The organism is Kitasatospora sp. NPDC088351 (assembly GCF_040685575.1).
Lineage (GTDB): Bacteria > Actinomycetota > Actinomycetes > Streptomycetales > Streptomycetaceae > Kitasatospora.
The window spans coordinates 1-18,266 of record NZ_JBFBIL010000015.1 but is presented as its reverse complement, the minus strand read 5'-3'; the positions used below and the strand labels follow the sequence as shown (position 1 = coordinate 18,266).

The 18,266-nt window shown below is 71.6% G+C and carries 16 protein-coding genes; 5 read left to right on the top strand and 11 right to left on the bottom strand.

All coding sequences use genetic code 11. From position 1 onward, the window contains the following. Positions 1-19: 19 nt before the first annotated feature. Positions 20-286 carry a 30S ribosomal protein S20 gene (rpsT, locus tag AB0P06_RS13995; RefSeq protein WP_363607500.1) on the bottom strand — a complete coding sequence of 89 codons (267 nt, stop codon included), beginning with the start codon at positions 284-286 and terminating at the stop codon, positions 20-22. A gap of 219 nt (positions 287-505) precedes the next feature. Further along, positions 506-811, bottom strand: coding sequence for an antibiotic biosynthesis monooxygenase (locus AB0P06_RS13990; RefSeq protein ID WP_363607499.1), 306 nt, complete (start codon positions 809-811; stop codon positions 506-508). Between the two features lie 177 nt (positions 812-988). Here AB0P06_RS13990 and lepA point away from each other — a divergent pair, with 177 nt between their 5' ends. Then, a complete protein-coding gene (lepA, locus tag AB0P06_RS13985) occupies positions 989-2,857 on the top strand; it encodes a translation elongation factor 4 (protein WP_363607498.1) in 1,869 nt (622 codons plus the stop codon). A 77-nt stretch (positions 2,858-2,934) separates the two neighbouring features. On the opposite strand, the gene AB0P06_RS13980 is transcribed toward lepA, so the two are convergent. The 4 genes from AB0P06_RS13980 to AB0P06_RS13965 form a co-directional block, all read right to left on the bottom strand. Continuing rightward, the gene (locus AB0P06_RS13980; RefSeq protein WP_363607497.1) at positions 2,935-4,002 is read right to left on the bottom strand and encodes an FAD-dependent oxidoreductase; all 1,068 of its coding nucleotides are present in this window, start codon (positions 4,000-4,002) and stop codon (positions 2,935-2,937) included. Positions 4,003-4,106: 104 nt separating this feature from the next. Further along, positions 4,107-5,027 (bottom strand): RNA polymerase sigma factor SigJ, encoded by a 921-nt coding sequence (gene sigJ / locus AB0P06_RS13975; RefSeq protein ID WP_363607496.1) that lies wholly within the window; start codon positions 5,025-5,027, stop codon positions 4,107-4,109. A gap of 178 nt (positions 5,028-5,205) precedes the next feature. Continuing rightward, positions 5,206-7,104, bottom strand: coding sequence for an ABC transporter ATP-binding protein (locus AB0P06_RS13970; protein ID WP_363607592.1), 1,899 nt, complete (start codon positions 7,102-7,104; stop codon positions 5,206-5,208). 116 nt (positions 7,105-7,220) lie between these two features. Beyond that, positions 7,221-8,954, bottom strand: a complete 1,734-nt coding sequence (locus AB0P06_RS13965) for an ABC transporter ATP-binding protein (protein ID WP_363607495.1) — start codon at positions 8,952-8,954, stop codon at positions 7,221-7,223. Between the two features lie 345 nt (positions 8,955-9,299). Between AB0P06_RS13965 and AB0P06_RS13960 the strand changes: the two genes are divergently transcribed. Beyond that, on the top strand, positions 9,300-11,222 hold the full coding sequence (locus tag AB0P06_RS13960; protein WP_363607494.1) for an AMP-binding protein: 1,923 nt from the start codon (positions 9,300-9,302) through the stop codon (positions 11,220-11,222). A gap of 56 nt (positions 11,223-11,278) precedes the next feature. Then, a complete protein-coding gene (gene hemW, locus AB0P06_RS13955) occupies positions 11,279-12,508 on the top strand; it encodes a radical SAM family heme chaperone HemW (protein ID WP_363607493.1) in 1,230 nt (409 codons plus the stop codon). 18 nt (positions 12,509-12,526) lie between these two features. Here the strand turns inward: hemW and AB0P06_RS13950 are convergent, their stop codons facing one another. The 5 genes from AB0P06_RS13950 to htpX form a co-directional block, all read right to left on the bottom strand. After that, the gene (locus AB0P06_RS13950; RefSeq protein ID WP_363607492.1) at positions 12,527-12,928 is read right to left on the bottom strand and encodes a PIN domain nuclease; all 402 of its coding nucleotides are present in this window, start codon (positions 12,926-12,928) and stop codon (positions 12,527-12,529) included. Next, complete coding sequence (locus tag AB0P06_RS13945; RefSeq protein WP_363607491.1) at positions 12,925-13,158, bottom strand: type II toxin-antitoxin system VapB family antitoxin; 234 nt, start codon at positions 13,156-13,158, stop codon at positions 12,925-12,927. The genes AB0P06_RS13950 and AB0P06_RS13945 overlap by 4 nt, the downstream gene beginning before the upstream one ends. A gap of 73 nt (positions 13,159-13,231) precedes the next feature. After that, positions 13,232-14,065 carry a DUF3097 domain-containing protein gene (locus AB0P06_RS13940; RefSeq protein WP_363607490.1) on the bottom strand — a complete coding sequence of 278 codons (834 nt, stop codon included), beginning with the start codon at positions 14,063-14,065 and terminating at the stop codon, positions 13,232-13,234. Between the two features lie 43 nt (positions 14,066-14,108). Beyond that, positions 14,109-14,693: a hypothetical protein gene (locus tag AB0P06_RS13935; RefSeq protein WP_363607489.1), complete on the bottom strand. Its 585-nt coding sequence runs from the start codon at positions 14,691-14,693 to the stop codon at positions 14,109-14,111. Between the two features lie 22 nt (positions 14,694-14,715). Continuing rightward, complete coding sequence (htpX, locus tag AB0P06_RS13930) at positions 14,716-15,636, bottom strand: zinc metalloprotease HtpX (protein ID WP_363607488.1); 921 nt, start codon at positions 15,634-15,636, stop codon at positions 14,716-14,718. A 261-nt stretch (positions 15,637-15,897) separates the two neighbouring features. On the opposite strand from htpX, the gene hrcA reads away from it, so the two are divergent. Continuing rightward, positions 15,898-16,932, top strand: a complete 1,035-nt coding sequence (gene hrcA, locus AB0P06_RS13925) for a heat-inducible transcriptional repressor HrcA (protein ID WP_363607487.1) — start codon at positions 15,898-15,900, stop codon at positions 16,930-16,932. 73 nt (positions 16,933-17,005) lie between these two features. After that, the gene (gene dnaJ / locus AB0P06_RS13920; protein ID WP_363607486.1) at positions 17,006-18,148 is read left to right on the top strand and encodes a molecular chaperone DnaJ; all 1,143 of its coding nucleotides are present in this window, start codon (positions 17,006-17,008) and stop codon (positions 18,146-18,148) included. Positions 18,149-18,266: the final 118 nt, after the last annotated feature.

Genomic DNA, 18,266 nt, shown 5'->3' with positions numbered 1-18,266 from the left:
GCCGTGGGCCCCGGGGGCGTCAGGCCTGGACGGCGTTGACGCGCTTGGTGATGGCCGACTTCTTGTTGGCGGCCTGGTTGGCGTGGATGACGCCCTTGCTCACGGCCTTGTCCAGCGCCTTGGAGGCGGCGCGGGCCAGCACGGCGGCCTTCTCGGTCTCGCCGGCGGCAGCGGCCTCACGGGCCTTGCGCAGAGCGGTCTTCAGCGAGGACTTGACGGCCTTGTTGCGCAGGCGCGCCTTCTCGTTGGTCTTGTTGCGCTTGATCTGGGACTTGATGTTCGCCACGAAGGAGCCTCAGTCTTGTCTGTAACGGTTCTGGAGGTCCCCCGGCCGAAGGCTGGGGGAGGGTTGCACCGCGCGGCCGCCGGACCAGCTGAGAGGGCATGCCGAGGCCAGGTGCAGCGCCCCACGCTACCAGGGGGCCGCCGCCCGCCCCAAACCGGCCGCCCCGGCGGCCCGCCCGTGACAGCCCGCCCCGGTCCGGCCGCCCCGGTCCGCCCCGGCCTACGCGCTCAGCAGCGGCTCGCCGTAGTGCTCCACCTCGGGGAAGGGCCGGTAGTACCGGTGCAGCAGGTCCCGCCACCGCTGGTACTCGGCCGAGCGGCGAAACCCCTCGGTGTGGTCCTCCAGGGTCTCCCATTCCACCTGGAGCAGGAACCGCGAGCCGCGCCCCTCGTCCAGGCAGCGGCGCAGTTCCAGCGCGCGGAATCCGGTCTGGACCGAGATCAGCGGCCGGGCCTCGGCGAAGGTGGCGAGGAAGGACTCCTCCTGGCCGGGCAGGACATCGAGCAGGGCGCTTTCGAGGATCATGGAACGCCATCCTGCCGCGCCGCGGAGGCCTGTGGAAGAACCGACCGGCGGCGCACGTCGCGGGCGTGGGAAGATGGGAGGAACTATTTCGATCGGACGACTGTCCGGTCCCCGGGAAACCGGTCAGCGATGACCCGGACACCCCCGGCCCCCGGACCAACGGAGAATCGGACCAAGGTGCCCGCGACCCCCAGCAATGTGCCAGAGCCCAGCCGTACCGACCCGGCGCTGATCCGCAACTTCTGCATCATCGCCCACATCGACCACGGCAAGTCGACGCTCGCAGACCGGATGCTGCAGATCACCGGCGTCGTCGACCCGCGGCAGATGCGTGCCCAGTACCTCGACCGCATGGACATCGAGCGTGAGCGCGGCATCACCATCAAGTCGCAGGCCGTCCGCCTCCCGTGGGCGCCGAAGACCGGCCCGGACACCGGTACGACGCACATCCTCAACATGATCGACACCCCCGGCCACGTGGACTTCACGTACGAGGTGTCCCGCTCCCTCGCCGCCTGCGAGGGCACCGTCCTGGTGGTGGACGCCGCCCAGGGCATCGAGGCCCAGACCCTCGCCAACCTGTACCTGGCGCTGGAGAACGACCTCACGATCATCCCGGTGCTCAACAAGATCGACCTGCCGGCCGCCCAGCCGGAGAAGTACGCCGCCGAGATCGCGCACATCATCGGCTGCGACCCGGCCGACGTGCTCAAGGTCAGCGCCAAGACCGGCCTGGGCGTCGAGGAGCTGCTGGACCACATCGTCGCCAACATTCCGGCCCCGGTCGGCGTCAAGGACGCCCCGGCGCGCGCGATGATCTTCGACTCGGTGTACGACTCCTACCGCGGTGTGGTCACCTACGTCCGTGTGGTCGACGGGCAGCTCACCAAGCGCGAGCGGATCGCGATGATGTCGACCGGCGCGACGCACGAGCTGCTGGAGATCGGTGTCATCTCGCCCGAGCCGAAGGTCGCCGACGGCCTCGGCGTCGGCGAGGTGGGCTACATCATCACCGGTGTGAAGGACGTCCGGCAGTCCAAGGTCGGTGACACCATCACCTCGATGCACAAGGGTGCGACCGAGGCGCTGGGCGGCTACAAGGACCCGCGTCCGATGGTCTTCTCCGGCCTCTACCCGCTGGACGGCTCGGACTACCCGCTGCTGCGCGACGCCCTCGACAAGCTGCGGCTCAACGACGCCGCGCTGGTCTACGAGCCGGAGACCTCGGTCGCGCTCGGCTTCGGCTACCGCTGTGGCTTCCTCGGCCTGCTGCACCTGGAGATCATCCGGGAGCGCCTGGAGCGGGAGTTCAACCTCGACCTGATCTCCACCGCCCCGAACGTGGTGTACCGCGTGGTGATGGAGGACGGCAGCGAGCACACCGTCACCAACCCGAGCGAGTTCCCCACCGGCAAGATCGCCGAGGTGTTCGAGCCGGTCGTGCGCGGCACCATCCTGGCGCCCAACGAGTTCGTCGGCGCGATCATGGAGCTCTGCCAGTCCCGCCGCGGCAACCTCCAGGGCATGGACTACCTCTCCGAGGACCGGGTCGAGCTGCGCTACACCCTGCCGCTCGCCGAGATCGTCTTCGACTTCTTCGACCAGCTGAAGTCCAAGACCCGGGGCTACGCCTCGCTCGACTACGAGCCCATCGGTGAGCAGAGCGCCAGCCTGGTGAAGGTCGACATCCTGCTGCACGGCGACGCGGTGGACGCCTTCTCCGCGATCGTGCACAAGGACAAGGCCTACAACTACGGCGTGATGATGGCGGGCAAGCTGCAGAAGCTGATTCCGCGCCAGCAGTTCGAGGTGCCGATCCAGGCCGCGATCGGCTCGCGGGTGATCGCCCGTGAGACGGTCCGCGCGATCCGCAAGGACGTGCTCGCCAAGTGCTACGGCGGTGACATCTCGCGTAAGCGCAAGCTGCTGGAGAAGCAGAAGGAAGGCAAGAAGCGGATGAAGATGGTCGGCCGCGTGGAGGTCCCGCAGGAGGCCTTCATCGCCGCGCTGTCCACCGACGCCGAGGCGCCGAAGGAAAAGAAGTAACCAGCGGTGGCTGAACGGGCCCGGGGCGAGCAGCCCCGGGCCCGTTCGCGTGCGCGGCCGCCGGTGCCGGCCGCCGGTCAGCGCAGGGTCGAGACCACGCCTCCGACGATGGCCGCCTTGGCCAGCTTCCCGGCCCGGCCGGTGAACACGGTGGGCCGCATGGAGTCGTCCCCGTGGATCAGCTGGAGCAGCCCGTCACGGCGGCCGAGGCTGAGGCACTGGACGGCGTACCGGAAGGCGAACGGCCTGTCGGTGCGTCCGGCGAGCACCCGGCCGAGGTACTTGCCCATCGGCTGGGCGGTGGCGCAGCCCATCCGCAGGGTGCCGGTCCCGGGGACGGTCACCTCGGCGGCGTCGCCGATCACGTAGACGTCCGGGTGGGAGACCGAGCGCAGACGGTCGTCGACGACGGCCCGACCGCTCGCGGTGACCGCCAGACCGGCCTCGGCGGCCAGCGGGTGCGGTTCCATGGCGGCGGCCCAGGCGACCAGGTCGGCCGGGATCCGGCCGCGCGCGGTGTCCAGGCCCGCCGCGTCGACCGCGGTGACGGTGCTCTGCTCGTGCACCTCGACCCCGAGCCGCTCCAGGACCCGCAGGACGTGGCCCCGGCCCCTGGCCGAGAACCAGCCGCCCACCTGGCCCGCCGCGACGATCCGGACCCGCCACCGCGGGTGGGCCTCGGCCAGCTCGGCCGCCAGCTCGATGCCGGTGGCGCCGCCGCCGACCACGGCCACGGTGCCGGGGCGTTCGGCGGAGCGGAGCCGTTCGGCCAGTTCGGCGGCCTGCTCGGCGGTGCGGGCGTGCTCGGCGGCGCCCGGGACACCGTGCCAGGCGGTGCGGCTGCCGAGGGCGTACACCAGGGTGTCGTAGGAGACGGCCTCGCCGGTGTCCAGGAACACCTTGCGGGCGGTGAGGTCCAGGCGGGTGGCGCGCGCCCGGACGTGCCGTACGCCCCGGCCGCGGATCAGGTCGGCCACGGCGGGCCGGTGCTCGGGGTGGCCGGCGGCGGTCTCGTGCTGGCGGATGCGGTGCAGGAAACGGGTCTCGGGGGCGATCAGGGTCACCCGGTCGCGCTTGCCCGCCCGGGTCGCCGCGGTCAGTCCCGCGTAACCGGCCCCCAGTACGACGATCTGCTTCTCGGTCATGTGTCCGCCTCCTCCGCCGCGCTCTCCGCGCGTGTCCGGGAAGGGGACGACGTGGCCGGCCCGGCTGTGACAGTGACCCGCGTCACGCTCGCGTCACCCCGGCGTCATGCCGTCGGCGCCTCGTTCAGGTGGGCCAGCTTCTCCGGGTTGACCACGGCGTACGCCTCGGTGATCCGGCCGTCGGCGACGGTGAACGCGACCACGCCGCCGATCCGGCCCGGGCTCTCGTACCAGACCAGTCCGGGCTCGCCGTTGACCAGGGCGAAGCCGACTCCGGCCTCGGCCGTGACCCACTTCGAGGCCAGCCCGGCCACCAGCCGGGAGACCTTCTGGGCGCCGAGCACCGGGCGGGCGCCCGCGGTGACGATGCCGCCGCCGTCGGAGTGCCAGACCACGTCCGGGTCGAGGACGGCCAGCAGGCCCTGGATGTCGCCGCCGGCGGTGGCGGCGGCGAAGGCCCGCACCGCCTGCCGGTGCTCGGCCGGATCGGCGGTGGCGCGCCGGCCGCCGTCCTTCACCCGGCGCCGGGCCCGGGAGGCCAGCTGGCGGGTGGCGGCGGGGGTGCGGTCGAGGCCGGCCGCGATCTCGTCGAAGCCGACCGCGAACACGTCGTGCAGCACGAACGCGGCCCGCTCGGCGGGGGTGAGCTGCTCCAGCACGGCGAGCAGGGCCAGGGAGACGGACTCGCCGCGTTCGGCCAGCTCGGCCGGGGAGGCGGGGGAGTCCTCGTAGGAGACGGCCGGCTCGGGCAGCCACTCGCCGAAGTAGGCCTCCCGGCGGGCCCGGGCGGAGCCCAGCTGGTCGTAGCAGAGCCGGGTGACGACGGTGGTCAGGAAGGCCCTCGGGTCGGCGACGGCGGCCTGGTCCGCGGTCCGCCAGCGCAGCCAGGCCTCCTGCAGCACGTCCTCGGCGTCGCTGAACGAGCCGAGCAGCCGGTAGGCGACCGAGCCCAGGTACCGCCGGTTCGCCTCGAAGGCGTCCGGGTCCTGGCCCGCCGTGGAGGGAGCCGAGAGGTCGTCACGCACGGCCCCACCGTAGCGGCCGGCCTCCGGAAGCCGAAGAGCCGGAGTGGGACGTCGGACCGGCCGACCTCTCACTCCGGCTCACCCCGCGAACCGACCGCGGGCTCACCAGGAACCGGACACGGGCTCACCACCGAAGCGGCGCGGGCCCACCACGAGCCGGCCACCCGCCCACCACCGGTCAGTCCACCTCGGCCACCGCCTCGGCGAACTGGGCCTGGTACAGCCGCGCGTACGCGCCGTCCGCGGCGATCAGCTCGTCGTGCGAGCCCTGCTCGACGATCGAGCCGTTCTCCATCACCAGGATCACGTCGGCGTCCCGGATGGTGGAGAGCCGGTGGGCGATCACGAAGCTGGTGCGGCCGGTGCGCAGCCGGGCCATGGCGCGCTGGATCAGCACCTCGGTACGGGTGTCCACCGAACTGGTCGCCTCGTCCAGGACCAGGATCGACGGCTGCGCCAGGAACGCCCGGGCGATGGTGATCAGCTGCTTCTCGCCGGCGCTGACGCCGGTGCCCTCGTCGTCGATCGCGGTGTCGTAGCCGTCCGGCAGGGTCCGGACGAAGCGGTCCACGTGAGCGGCGCGGGCCGCCTCGATCACCTGCTCGCGGGTGGCCCCGACGGAGCCGTACGCGATGTTGTCGGCGATGGTGCCGCCGAACAGCCAGGTGTCCTGGAGCACCATGCCGATGCCGGAGCGCAGGTCCTCGCGGGACATCGCGGCGATGTCCACCCCGTCCAGGGTGATCCGCCCGCCGCTGACCTCGTAGAACCGCATCAGCAGGTTGACCAGGGTGGTCTTGCCGGCGCCGGTCGGGCCGACGATGGCCACCGTCTGGCCGGGCTCGACCTTCAGCGAGAGGTCCTCGATCAGCGGCTTCTCGGGGTCGTAGCGGAAGGACACGTCCTGGAAGGCGACCCGGCCGCGCACCTCGTCCGGGCGCTCCGGCATGGCCGGCTCCGGGGTCTGCTCGGGCGCGTCCAGCAGCTCGAAGACGCGCTCGGCGGAGGCGACGCCGGACTGCACCAGGTTGGCCATGCTGGCGACCTGGGTGAGCGGCTGGCTGAACTGCCGCGAGTACTGGATGAACGCCTGCACGTCGCCGATCGACAGCGCGCCGCTGGCCACCCGGAGCCCGCCGACCACGGCGACCAGCACGTACTGCAGATTGCCGATCAGCATCATCGCGGGCTGGATGATCCCGGAGATGAACTGGGCCCGGAAACTCGCGCTGTACAGCGCCTCGTTGTGCTCGCGGAAGACCTCGGCGGACTCCTTCTGCCGGCCGAAGACCTTCACCAGGGCGTGGCCGGTGTACATCTCCTCGATGTGCGCGTTGAGTTGCCCGGTGGACTTCCACTGCTGGACGAACTGCGGCTGCGCCCGCTTGCCGACCTTGGCCGCCACGACCACCGACAGCGGGACGGAGACCAGGGCGATCAGCGCCAGCAGCGGCGAGATCCAGAACATCATCGCCAGTACACCGACCACGGTGAGCAGCGAGTTCACCACCTGGCCCATGGTCTGCTGCATGGACTGGCCGATGTTGTCGATGTCGTTGGTGACGCGGCTGAGCACCTCGCCGCGCGGCTGCTTGTCGAAGAAACTGAGCGGCAGCCGGGAGAGCTTGGCCTCGACCTCCTCGCGCAGCCGGTAACCGGCCCGCTGGACCGCCGTGGTGGCGAGTCGTCCCTGGACGATGCCGAACGCGGCGGAGACGGCGTAGATCGCCAGCACCCAGAGCAGTACGGTGCCGATGGCGCCGAAGTCCATGCCCTGGCCGGGGGTGAAGGCGGTCGACGAGAGCAGGTCGGCGACGCCGCCGTCGCCGTGGGCGCGCAGGCCCTCGACGACCTGCTCCTTGGAGGTGCCGGACTGGAAGCGGGCGCCGATCACGCCGGCGAAGATCAGGTCGGTGGCGTGGCCGAGCACCTTGGGGCCGGTCACGGCGCAGCCGATGCTGAGCACGCCGAGCGCCATGACGCCGCTGAGCAGGGCGCGTTCGGGGCGCAGCAGTTTGAGCAGCCGTTTGCCGGAGTTCTTGAAGTCCATCGACTTCTCGGCGCCCTGGCCGCCCATGAACCGGCCGGGGCCGGCCGGTCCGCGGCGGGCCGCCGCGGCCTGGGAGTCGCTGGCGGGCCCGGCCGGGGCCGCCGCGGGCGCCTTCGTGAGTCGGGCGCCCTTCTCGGGGGTGGTCACGCCGCCTCCTGCTCGGTGAGCTGGGAGAGCACGATCTCCCGGTATGTCGGGTTTCCGGCCATCAGTTCGCCGTGGGTGCCGCTGCCGACGACGGCGCCCTCGTCCAGGACGATGATCCGGTCGGCGTCGCGGATGGTGGAGACGCGCTGGGCGACGATCAGCACGGTGGCGTCGGCGGTCTCCCGGGAGAGCGCCTTGCGGAGCCGGGCGTCGGTGGCGTAGTCGAGCGCCGAGAAGGAGTCGTCGAAGAGGTAGACGCCGGGCTTGCGGACCAGGGCTCGGGCGATCGCCAGGCGCTGGCGCTGGCCGCCGGAGACGTTGCCGCCGCCCTGCGCGATGGGCGCGTCCAGGCCTTCGGGGAGACGCTCGACGAACTCCTTGGCCTGGGCGACCTCCAGCGCGTGCCAGAGCTCCTCGTCGGTGGCGTCGGGCCGGCCGTAGCGCAGGTTGCTGGCGACGGTGCCGGAGAAGAGGTACGGCTTCTGCGGGACGAGTCCGACGGTCTCGGCGATCGCCTCGGGGGCGAGGTCGCGCACGTTCACGCCGTCCAGCAGGACCTGGCCCGCGGTGGCGTCGAACAGCCGGGGGACCAGGCCCAGCAGGGTGGACTTCCCGCTGCCGGTGGAGCCGATCACGGCGGTGGTCTCGCCGGGGCGGGCGGTGATGTCGATGCCGCGCAGCACCGGGGCCTCGGCGCCCGGGTAGCGGAACTCGACGTCGCGCAGTTCCAGGTTGCCCCGGCGCAGCACCTCGGTGACCGGCGCGGAGGGCGGGACGACGGTGGAGTCGGTGGACAGCACCTCCTGGATCCGCTCGGCGCAGACCTCGGCGCGCGGCACCATCATGAACATGAAGGTGGCCATCATGACGCTCATCAGGATCTGCATCAGGTAGGAGAGGAAGGCGGTCAGGCCGCCGATCTCCATCCCGCCGCTGTCGATGCGGTACGCGCCGAACCAGAGCACGGCGACGCTGGAGACGTTCACCACCAGCATCACGGCCGGGAACATGAACGACATCAGCCGGCCGACCTGGATGGCGACACCGGTCAGGTCGTCGTTGGCGCGGGCGAACCGGGCCTGCTCGTGGTCGTCCTTGACGAACGCCCGGATGACCCGGATGCCGGTGATCTGCTCGCGCAGGATCCGGTTCACGGTGTCGATCTTCACCTGCATGCTGCGGAACTTCGGGCGCAGCGAGCGGACCAGCAGCACGACGACGACGCCCAGCACCGGGATCACGGCCAGCAGCAGGGCGGAGAGCGGCACGTCCTGATTGAGCGCCATGATGATGCCGCCGACGCACATGATCGGCGCGGCCACCATCAGCGTGAAGGCCATCAGGGCCAGCATCTGGACCTGCTGGACGTCGTTGGTGGTCCGGGTGATCAGCGAGGGGGCGCCGAACTGGCCGAGCTCGCGGGCGGAGTAGCTCTGCACCTGGTCGAAGATGCCGGCCCGGAGGTCCCGGCCGAAGGCCATCGCGATACGCGCGCCGTAGTAGACGGCGCCGATCGAGCAGGCGGCCTGGGCCAGGGTGACCCCGATCATCACCCCTCCGACCTCAAGGATGTAGCCGGTGTCCCCCTTCACCACCCCCTGGTCGATGATGTCGGCGTTGAGCGTCGGCAGATAGAGCGCCGCGAGGGTCGACACCAGCTGGAGCAGTACCAGCAGGGCGATCGGTCGGGAGTACGGGCGCAAGTACGCCCTTAGCAGTCTGATCAGCACTGGCACACTCTTGTCGTCGACGGTGGGATTCGCATCCCGATTCTCGTTCTTCGGTGGACCGGCAAAGGCGATTCCGGGCTTGCGAGCCGGATCTTTGCCCAGTCCTTTGCCGAACGGCCGGGCGTGCCCGGTCGTGCCCCGCGCCGGTGGCCCGCTCGGGTGCCGGCCGGTCGCACCCCCTTACGGAATGGCGGCTTTCCCCCTAGGCTGCTGATAGCCCCCTTGTTACTCGCCGGTACCCGTCCGGTCGGCCGGGGGCCGGCGACCGCCCCCACGGGCGCCGCGACAATCCCTCAGACGGCCACCCGAATCCCTCAGACGGCCACCCGCCACCGGAGGTCCTCGTTGAGTTCCGCGCAGTCCCTGATCGGCTCCGGCAGTGCCGACATCGTCGCCGGGCGTCCCGCCTCCGTCGCCCACCTGTTCCTGGAGCGGGTCGCCGCCACCCCGGGCGGTGAGGCCTACCGCTTCCCCGTCCCGGTCGACGAACACGCGGCGGACAGCACCCCCGGCGCCGAACAGTGGCGCTCGGTGACCTGGGCGCAGACCGCCACCCGGGTCCACGCGGTGGCCGCCGGCCTGCTGTCGCTCGGCATCCGCCCGGAGGACCGGGTCGCGCTGATGGCCTCCACCCGGCTGGAGTGGATCATCGCCGACCTCGGCAACATGTGCGCGGGCGCCGCCACCACCGCCGTCTACCCCAGCACCAACGCGGACGAGACGGCGTACATCCTCTCCGACTCGGGCTCCAGAGCCCTGTTCGTCGAGAACGACACCATGCTCGCCAAGGTCGTCGGCGAGATCGGCCAGCTCCCCGAGCTGCGCACCGCGATCATGTTCGACCCGGCCGACGCCGTCCCGGAGACCCCCGGGCTGAACGTGCTCACCCTGGCCGAGCTGGAGCAGCTCGGCGCCGAGTACCTGGAACGGCACCCGGACGCCATCGAGAAGACCGTCGCCGCGCTCGACAAGGAGCAGCTGGCCACCCTCATCTACACCTCCGGCACCACCGGCCGGCCCAAGGGCGTGCGCCTGGTGCACGACTGCTGGGCGTACCAGGGCCGGGCCCAGGAGGCCAGCCGGCTGCTGCGCACGGAGGACGTGCAGTTCATGTGGCTGCCGCTGTCGCACGTGTTCGGCAAGAGCCTGATCTGCGGCCAGATCGCCACCGGCCACGTGATGGCGGTGGACGGCCGGGTCGACCGGATCATCCACAACCTGCCGGTCGTCCGCCCGACCATGATGGCCTCGGCGCCGCGCATCTTCGAGAAGGTCTACAACGGCATCGCCGGCAAGGCGCGGGCCCAGGGCGGCGCCAAGTACAAGATCTTCCTGTGGGCCGCGCGAACGGCCCGCGCCTACGCCCGCGCCACCCAGGAGAGCCGGATCGCCACCGGCCACGACAGCGCCCCGCTCGGCCTGCGGCTGCAGCACGCGCTCGCCGACAAGCTGGTCTACGCCAAGATCCGGGCCGCCTTCGGCGGGCGGATGCGCGGCTCGGTCTCCGGCAGCGCGGCGCTGGCGCCCGAGATCGGTTACTTCTTCGCCGGTATCGGGGTGCCCGTACTGGAGGGCTACGGCCTGACCGAGTCCTCCGCCGGGATCACCGTCAACCGTGCCGAGGACGTCCGGGTCGGCACCATCGGCACCGTGCTGCCGGGCAGCGAGGTCCGGATCGCCGAGGACGGCGAGATCCTGCTCCGCGGACCCGGCGTGATGCGCGGCTACCACAACCTGCCGGAGAAGACCGCCGAGGTGCTGGAGCCGGACGGCTGGTTCCACACCGAGGACATCGGCGAGATCGGCCAGGACGGCTTCCTGCGGATCACCGACCGCAAGAAGGACATGTTCAAGACCTCCGGCGGCAAGTACGTCGCGCCGAGCGAGGTCGAGGGCAGGTTCAAGGCGGTCTGCCCGTTCGTCAGCAACATCCTGGTGATCGGCAACGGCCGCAACTACTGCACCGCGCTGATCGGCCTGGACGAGTCGGTGATCATGCCGTGGGCCGCCGGGCACGGCCTGGCCGGCAAGCCGTACGCCGAGGTGGTCGCCGATCCGCAGGTGCGCCAGCTGATCGACGGCTTCGTGCGGCGGCTCAACGCCGACCTCCAGCGCTGGCAGACGATCAAGAAGTTCACCCTGCTCCCGCGCGACCTGGACATCGAGCACGGCGAACTCACCCCGAGCCTGAAGATCAAGCGCCCGGTGGTCGAGCGGACGTACGCGGACGCCGTCGCCGAGATGTACGCGGGCGCCAACGAGGCCTGAGCCGCCCCTGCCGTACGGCTCGCCCGGTCGGGTGAGCCGTACGGGACAATGGGGTCATGCCCTCCGCACTTCCCGACGGCGAACCCGTGCCGTCCGACGGTTCCCTGCCCCCGCACGCCCTCGCCGGACTCGGGACGCGGCCCTTCGGCTTCTACCTGCACGTCCCGTACTGCGCCAGCCGCTGCGGCTACTGCGACTTCAACACCTACACCGCCACCGAGCTGCGCTCCTCGGGCGCGGTCGCCTCGCAGGAGACCTACGCGGACAACGTGGTCGCCGAGATCCGGCACGCCCGGCGGGTGCTGGGCGACACCGACCTGCCGGTGCGGACCGTCTTCCTCGGCGGCGGCACGCCCACCCTGCTGCCCGCCCGGGACCTGGTGAAGATGCTCGCCGCGATCCGCGAGGAGTTCGGGCTCGCCGACGGCGCCGAGGTCACCACCGAGGCCAACCCCGAGTCGGTCGACCCGGCGTACCTCGCCGAGCTGCGCGCGGGCGGCTACAACCGGATCTCCTTCGGCATGCAGAGTGCCCGCCCGCACGTGCTCCAGCTGCTCGACCGCCACCACACCCCGGGCCGCCCCGAGGCGTGCGTCGCCGAGGCCCGCGCGGCCGGTTTCGACCACGTCAACCTGGACCTCATCTACGGCACCCCCGGTGAGTCCGACGACGACTGGCGGGCCTCCCTGGACGCCGCGATCGGCGCCGGGCCCGACCATGTCTCGGCCTACTCGCTGATCGTCGAGGAGGGCACCAGGCTGGCCGCCCGGGTCAGGCGCGGCGAACTGCCGATGATCGACGACGATGTGCACGCCGACCGCTACCTGATCGCCGAGGAGGCGCTCGCCGCCGCCGGGTACTTCTGGTACGAGGTCTCCAACTGGGCCACCACCCCCGAGGGGCGCTGCCGCCACAACGAGCTCTACTGGACCGGCGCCGACTGGTGGGGGGCCGGTCCCGGTGCCCACAGCCACGTCGGCGGCGTCCGCTGGTGGAACGCCAAGCACCCGGCCGCCTACGCCCGGGCCCTCGCCGAGGACCGCACCCCCGCCCAGGGCCGCGAACTGCTCACCGCCGAGGACCGCCGGGTCGAGCGCATCCTGCTCGAACTGCGCCTCGCCGAGGGCATCCCGCTCACCCTCCTCACCGACACCGGTCTGAAGGCCGCCGACCGCGCCCTCGCCGACGGCCTCCTCGCCGACACCGCCTACGCGCGGGGCCGCGCCGTCCTCACCCTCCGGGGCCGCCTGCTGGCCGACGCGGTCGTCCGTGACCTGGTGGAGTAGCCCCCTGTCGGACAGGACCTAACAGATCCGCCGGACGGGCTGGCCTGTGAGCTGGGCGATGGTCTCGAAGTCGGCGTCCTGGTGCAGCACGGTCAGCTTGTGCTGGGCGGCCGTGACAGCGACCAGCAGGTCGACCGGGCTGGTGCACTGGTGCCTGCTCGACTGCGCCAGAAGTTGCTGGAGTTCCGCGGCGTCCTGCCAGGCGCTGTCCCGCAGGTGCCGGTACGGGAAGAGCTCACGCAGCAGGTCGGCCGCTTCGAAGTAGGAGGCCCGTCCGCCGACCGCCCGCAGGTACTCCTGGCGGACCGGTTCGCAGAGCAGGACCAGTCCCGCGGTCACCGCCTCGTCCCAGGCCGAGCCGGTCTGGCCACGCATCAGGCGGACCAGTGCGCTGGTGTCGATCAGGAACTCCTCGGTCACGCGGCCGACCTCGCTGACGTGTCACCGCCGGCCGGGTAGCCGATGGCTGAGAAGTCGATCTCGCCCTCGGCCACCATCTCCCGCATCCGGGCCAGCGCGTCCGCGCGGCGCCGGCGGTCCGCTATCTCGCGGAGGGCGGCATTGACCGTGTCCTTCTTCGTGGTGGTGCCGAGGTAGCGGGCGGCGTCGGCCAGCGCCTCGTCGTCCAGGTCGATCACAGTGCGGGACATGGGGACCTCCCGGTGGCGTATATCCGTTTCGCGAACAGGATATACGCGTTCGCGAACGCGGTACGGCTTGTCGTCAGTCCGGCAGCGTCACGAAGTCGATCAGTTCCTCGACCCGGCCGAGGAGTTCGGGCTCCAGATCCTTGAAGGAGTCCACCGAGGCGAGGATGCGCTTCCAGGCGGCGGGGGTGTCCGCCGGCCAGCCGAGGCGGCGGCAGACGCCCTCCTTCCACACCTCGCCGCGGGGGACGCCGGGCCAGCCGGGGATGCCGACGCTCGCGGGCTTCACGGCCTGCCAGATGTCGATGTAGGGGTGGCCGACGACCAGGACGGCGTCGCCGGTGACCCGGGCGGCGATGCGGTGCTCCTTGGTGCCGGGGAGCAGGTGGTCCACCAGGACGCCGAGGCGGCGGCCGGGGCCGGGGGCGAAGTCGGCGACGATGGCGGGCAGGTCGTCGACGCCCTCCAGGTACTCGACGACCACGCCCTCGATCCGCAGGTCGTCGCCCCAGACCCGCTCGACCAGCTCGGCGTCGTGCCGGCCCTCGACGTAGATGCGCGACTCGCGGGCCACCCGGGCCCGGGCGCCGGGGACGGCGATCGAGCCGGAGGCGGTGCGGCCGGGGGCCCGGGACGGCGCGGGCGCGGCCGCCGGGGGGCGGACCAGGGTGACCGGCCGGCCCTCCAGCAGGAAGCCGCGCGGCACCAGCGGGAAGACCCGGTGCTTGCCGAAGCGGTCCTCCAGGGTGACGGTGAAGCCCTCCGCGGTCTTCTCGCACCGCACCACCGCTCCGCAGAAGCCGGTCGCCGCCTCCTCCACCACCAGGTCCCGCTCGGCGGACACCTCCGGGGCGGGCTGCTGCCGCTTCCACGGCGGGGTCAGGTCGGGTCCGTACTGGTGGCTGCGCATGGAAGGTGACTATAGGGAAATCCGGCGGAGGGCCGGCGGGAGGTCAGAGCCCCGGCGCGCCCCAGACCGGGAACCAGCGGGTGAGGTCCTTCTCCAGCCGCAGGTCGTTCCCGAGCATGGCGTTGACCTGCAGTTCCAGGGGGCTGTTCCGCTTCTCCCCGCCGCCCGGCATCGGCGCGAACGGGTAGAAGGTGCCGCGCTTGTACAGGTAGACCAGCGCCAGCGACTGCCCCCGCTCGTCGCGGAAGGCCACCAGCGAGCAGAGCAGCTGCGGTCCGAAGCCGTTCGCCTCCAGCTCGCTGTTGACCGCGTGCAGGTCGTTGACCAGCTCCGGCAGCTCCTCCGGGGTGTGCCGGGCGAGCAGCCAGGAGTAGCCGTACCCGTCCTTGGAGGCCTCCACCGGGACGCCGCCGCGCTCGGTGTCGGCGTCCAGCAGCGCCCGCACCTGCCGTTCGACCTCGCCGAACGCCCCGCCCTCGACGGCCGCGAAGCAGACCGAGCCGAGACCGGTCGGCCGGAAGCCGGTCGCCGCCTCCAGGGTCAGTGCCGCCGAGGGGACCCCGAACAGCTGGTCGAGGTCGGGCTTGACGGGCTTGGTGCGCCCGAACAGGGCGTCCAGGAATCCCACGGCGGTCCTTTCCCGAGGTGGTTCAGCGGCCCAGCTGGGCCGAGATCTTCGCCAGCTGCTCCAGTCGCTGCTCCAGCGACGGGTGGGTGGAGAACAGCTGCGAGGCGGTCTCCCGGGCGCTCAGCGCCGGGGCGAAGTAGAAGGCGTTGTACGGCTGTGCCTGGCGCAGGTCCTTGGACGGGATCGCGGCGATCTGGCCGGTCACCTTGGTCAGCGCCGACGCGAGCGCGCTGGGCCGGCCGGTGAGCTGGGCGGCGGCGCGGTCGGCGGCCAGCTCCCGGTAGCGGGAGAGCAGCCGGGTGAGCAGGAAGCTGATCGCGTACACCACGATCGACACCAGCGGGATGATCAGCGCGGCGATGGCGGCGTTGGAGTCGTTGTTGTTGCGGCCCCCGCCCATGAACCCGCCGTACATCGCGATCCGGGTCATCGCCCCGGCCAGCACCCCGAGGAACCCGGCGATGGTCATCACCGCCACGTCCCGGTGCGCCACGTGCGAGAGCTCGTGCGCCAGCACGCCCTCCAGCTCCTCCGGCTCCAGCCGCCGCAGCAGCCCGGTGGTCACGCAGACCACGGCGTTCTGCGGGTTGCGGCCGGTGGCGAACGCGTTCGGCATGTCGTTGTCGGCGACCGCCACCCGCGGCTTGGGCATGTCGGCCAGCGCGCAGAGCCGGTCGATGGTGCCGTGCAGCTGCGGATACTGTTCCGGGCTCACCCGGTGGGCGCCCATCGCCCGTTCGGTGATCTTGTCGCTGAACCAGAACTGGGCCACGAAGAGACCGCCCGAGATCAGCACGATCAGTGGCCAGGCCCCGCGCAGCAGCACGATCAGCAGGCCGGTGAATCCGACGTACAGCAGCCCGATCACGAACATCGTCGCGACCATGCGGCCGGTCAGGCCGCGGTCGGGTGCGAAGCGCGTGTGCTGGCCCGAGCTCGACATCGCTGCTCCTCCGTTAGCCGTTCGCTTTCGATGCTGCCACCCGGACGGGCCCTCGGCATCACCCGCGCGCCGGATATTGCGCGCAGGATCACTCGGGCCGGGCCGTTCCTGCCGTCGGACCCGGGCCTTACACTGGCAGGTACGGTTCTGGCACTCGGCTGTTCAGAGTGCCAAAGCCGGGGCCTCCCAGAACGGCCCGCAACATGCCAGAACGGACACATGTCACTACGGACAACGTGCGAAGACGGAGGTGCGTGCCCCATGGCCGGTGAGGTCCGTCAGCTGGACGACCGCAAGCTCGCGGTGCTTCGCGCCATCGTCCAGGACTACGTGGGAACCGAGGAGCCGGTCGGCTCCAAGGCCCTGGTGGAGCGGCACAGCCTCGGCGTGTCCCCGGCCACCGTCCGCAACGACATGGCCGCGCTGGAGGAGGACGGCTACATCCACCAGCCGCACACCAGCGCCGGGCGGATCCCCACCGACAAGGGCTACCGGCTCTTCGTCGACCGGCTCGCCGAGGTCAAGCCGATGAGCGCGCCCGAGCGGCGGGCGATCCGGCACTTCCTGGACGGCGCGGTCGACCTGGACGACGTGGTCGCCCGGACGGTCCGGCTGCTCGCCCAGCTCACCCGGCAGGTCGCGGTGGTCCAGTACCCCTCGCTCTCCCGGTCGACCGTCCGGCACATCGAGCTGGTCGCGCTGGCCCCGGTCAAGGTGATGCTGGTCCTGATCACCAACACCGGCCGGGTCGAGCAGCGGATGATGGACTGCCCGGGCCCGGTCGGCGAGACCCTCCTCGCGGATCTGCGGGCGCGGATCAACGCGCACGCGGTCGGGCAGCGGCTGCCCGAGGTGCCGGGGCTGCTGGAGGAGTTGCCGGCCGGTTTCGAGGCGGCCGACCGGCCGGCCGTCGTCACCGTCCTGGCGACGCTCTTCGAGGCGCTCGCCGAACAGAACGAGGAACGGATCATGCTGGCCGGCACGGCCAACCTGACCCGTTTCGGCCACGACTTCCCGCTCACCATCCAGCCGGTGCTGGAAGCGCTGGAGGAGCAGGTCGTCCTGCTCCGCCTCCTGGGTGAGACCGGCGACGCGGGGATGACGGTCCGGATCGGCCGGGAGAACGCCTACGAGGGGCTCAATTCCACCTCGGTCGTCTCCGTCGGTTACGGTTCGGGCGACGAGAGCGTGGCCAAACTGGGTGTGATCGGTCCGACCCGGATGGACTATCCGGGCACAATGGGGGCGGTGCGGGCGGTGGCACGGTACGTGGGCCAGATCCTGGCCGAGTCGTAGGAACAGCCACCATCAGACCGATGGTGGTACCCAGTCGCAAGCACTACTACAGGCGGAACAAGCGGAGCATTTGGTGGCCACGGACTACTACGCGGTACTCGGCGTCCGACGGGATGCGGGGCAGGACGAGATCAAGAAGGCGTTCCGGCGCCTGGCGCGCGAACTGCACCCGGACGTCAACCCGGACCCGAAGACGCAGGAGCGGTTCAAGGAGATCAACGCCGCCTACGAGGTGCTCTCCGACCCGCAGAAGCGTCAGGTCTACGACCTCGGCGGGGACCCTCTCTCGCCCAACGGCGGCGGAGGCGCGGGCGGCTTCGGCGCGGGCGCGGCCGGTTTCGGCTTCTCCGACATCATGGACGCCTTCTTCGGCGCCGCGGCCGGTCAGCGCGGCCCGCGCTCGCGGACCAGGCGCGGCCAGGACGCCATGATCCGGCTGGAGATCACCCTGGAGGAGGCCGCCTTCGGCACCACCAAGGAACTCCAGGTCGACACGGCCGTCACCTGCACCACCTGCAGCGGGGAGGGCGCCGCGCCCGGCACCTCCGCGCAGACCTGTGACATGTGCCGCGGCAAGGGCGAGGTCTCCCAGGTCACCCGGTCCTTCCTGGGCCAGGTCATGACCTCCCGCCCCTGCCCGCAGTGCCAGGGCTTCGGCACCGTCGTGCCGACCCCGTGCCCGGAGTGCGCGGGCGACGGCCGGGTCCGCGCCCGGCGCACCCTGACGGTCAAGATCCCGGCCGGTGTCGACAACGGCACCCGCATCCAGCTGGCCGGCGAGGGCGAGGTCGGCCCCGGTGGCGGCCCCGCCGGCGACCTGTACGTCGAGATCGCCGAGACCACCCACACGGTGTTCCAGCGCCGCGGGGACGACCTGCACTGCACGGTCACCATCCCGATGACGGCCGCCGCGCTCGGCACCCAGGTGCCGCTGCAGACGCTGGACGGCCTGGAGGAGCTCGACATCCGGCCCGGCACCCAGTCCGGCCAGTCGATCCCGCTGCACGGCCGGGGCATCACCCACCTGCGCGGTGGCGGCCGGGGCGACCTGATAGTGCATGTCGAGGTGCAGACGCCCACCAAGCTCGACGCCGAGCAGGAGGACCTGCTCCGCCGCCTCGCCGTGCTGCGCGGCGAGGAGCGGCCGTCCGGCCAGTTCGCGCCCGGCCAGCAGGGGCTGTTCTCCCGGCTGAAGGACGCGTTCAACGGGCGCTGAGGCGCCCGCAGGAGTGTGCAAGCACCACGAGGGGCGCGGGGAGCGCGCGGACCGGGCCCGCGGGGAGGGCGCGCCCCGCGCGCCCCCAGAGGGCCCCCCGGCCGGCCCGGGGGCGGCG